Below are 2,610 nucleotides of genomic sequence, written 5' to 3'. Positions count from 1 at the left end.
ATTGGCAGGGGGCGCAGTCATCGCTGCGCTGCAGTGGACGGCGATGCGCCCTTTGAAGCACCCTCAATCGGTCGATTCGGCGGCGACGCAGATGCATCACCCGCTGTTCCACGCGCTGCAGGACACCATGCAGGCTCTCACCGCCTCCCCGAACCTCAACGAAGTGCTCGACCGAATCTTGCTCAACGTCAATCGAGTGGTGGAGAGCGACTCCGCCGACATCATGCTCCTGGATGAGGCGGCGGACAGCGCGCAGCTGGTGCGTTCGGCGAACACCGGCGCAGGTGGCCGCACGGATCCTAGTTTAATCGGCGCCACGTTTTCGTTGAACACCTTCCGCAACTTGCGCATCATGCAACAAACACTGCAGCCGATGATTATCGGGGACGCCTCCTCCGACCCGAACTGGACGCACCTGCCCGAAGCAAGCTGGATCCGCTCGTCCGTCGGCGCGCCGATTGTCGGACATGGCTGCGTGCTGGGCTTTATCACGTTGAACAGCGCACGCCCCCACGCCTTCACGCCTGTACACGCCGAACTGCTGAGCGCCTTCTGTGGGCAGGCGGCGATTGCACTCGAGAACGCCCGGCTCTATGCAAGCATCCAACGCGAGTTAGCCGAACGCCAGGCCGCCGAGCAGGCGCTGGCTCAGCGCCTCAGCGAGATGGAGCTGCTCAACCGCGCCATCCTCCACGCCTCGACGCTCGATCTGAAGGAGGCGCTCAACCACATCTGTCGCGACCTGGCGCAACATTTTCAGGCGCCGCAGTCGGGGATCGCCCTGTTTGACGACGCCGGAGAGGCGCTCATCGTGGCCGCAGAGTATATCCCAGACCCTTCTCTGAGCGCCATCGGCCAGAGCATCCCTGTGCACGGCAATCCGACGACGGAGTATGTGTTGAAGCATCGTCGACCGCTCGCCGTCGCCGACGTCGAGAACGATGAGCGCATGGAGCCGATCCGCGAGCTGATGCGCAGACGCCACACGGCCTCACTGTTGCTCGCACCGCTTTTCGCCCGTGACAAGATCGTGGGCACCATCGGCATCGACTGGCACGCGCCGCGCAAATTTAGCGAACAGGACCTGGACATCGCACAAAGCGTCGCCAGAGCAGTCGGACAGGCGCTGGAGAATGCGCAACTCTATGAGACGCTTCAGAAGGAGCTGGCCGAACGCAAACGCGCGGAGGAGCGCGAACGGCGCCAGCGCGAGTTTATCGAGGCGCTGCACGACGTCACCCTGGCGCTGATCAGCTCGCTCGATCCAAACGAAATCCTCGATCGGCTGCTCGCCGACGTGGGGCGCGTAGTCAAGCACGATGCAGCCAATATTATGTTGCTGAACGAAAGCCGCACCCATGCACGGGTGGCGCGCGCCGTCGGCTACAATCCCGCCGTGCTCCATTCAGGCTTTCTGGCTCTCGCATATGAGGTCGCCGCCGTAGCCAATTTGCGCACGATGTACACGTTGCAAAAACCGGTGCGGATCGCCAATACCCATGAAGATCCCAACTGGCTGCACGCGCCGGGGGCGGAATGGATTCACAGCTATCTCGGCGCGCCGATCCGCCGCCGCAACGAGGTGATCGGCTTTCTGTCGCTCGATGCGGCGGCGCCGGACTTCTTCACCGAAGAAGATGCATTGCGCCTGCAGACCTTCGCCGACCAGGTGAGCATTGCACTGGAGAACGCGCGGCTGTTTCAGGAGGCCCAGCAGGCGCGCGAAGCTGCGGAGGCGGCCAATCGCGCCAAATCGATCTTTCTCGCCAACATGAGCCATGAAATTCGCACGCCGATGAACGCCGTCATCGGCATGACCAGCCTCTTGCTCAGCACGCCGCTGACGCCTGAGCAGAAGGATTACGTCGAGACGATCCGCACCAGCGGCGACGCGTTGCTCTCCGTGATCAACGATATTCTCGACTTTTCCAAAATTGAGTCCGGCCGTCTGGAGCTCGAAAACCATCCTTTCCAGCTTGAGACCTGCATCGAGGAAACATTTGACCTGTTCGCCGGCAAGGCGGCTGCTCAAGGCGTCGAGCTGATCTACCAAATCAACGAGAGCGTTCCGCCCTGGATTGTGGGCGATCTGTCACGACTGCGCCAGATTCTGGTGAACCTGGTCGGCAACGCCGTCAAATTTACGAACGCAGGCGAAGTCATCGTAAGCGCAAGGGCTGAACCCGAAGGCGAGCAGCTTCGTCTGCACATCTCGGTTCAGGATACAGGCATCGGCATCGCCCCCGACCAAATTGATCGTCTGTTCAAACCCTTTTCCCAGGTCGATCCGTCGCTTTCGCGACGATATGGGGGCACCGGTCTGGGGCTTGTGATCAGCCGGCGGCTTGCGCAGCTGATGGGCGGCGACATCTGGGTGGAGAGCGCGCCGGGAGAAGGCTCCACATTTCATTGCACGATTCTGAGTCGGCGGGCGCAGACGCCGGAGACGCCGCGCTCTACGGCTTTCTTAACGGATCGCTGCATCTGGGTGGCGGAGTCCAATCCCAAAGCGCTGGCTGCGACGATGGCGCTCTTGCAAGGATGGGGCGCAATTGTGAAAGGCGCAACGACCGCCGACGAGCTATTGGCTTTGCTCGAGCATATGCACCG

General features: G+C 61.8%; 1 protein-coding gene. It reads left to right on the top strand.

Annotated features, from left to right (window positions below):
- A partial coding sequence (locus tag Q0367_RS02160; protein ID WP_298980756.1) for a GAF domain-containing protein occupies nt 1-2,610 on the top strand: 2,610 nt, incomplete at both ends.

The organism is uncultured Caldilinea sp. (assembly GCF_937128415.1).
GTDB lineage: Bacteria > Chloroflexota > Anaerolineae > Caldilineales > Caldilineaceae > Caldilinea.
Note: the sequence above shows the minus strand (reverse complement) of the source record. Positions and strands in the feature narration are given on the sequence as shown.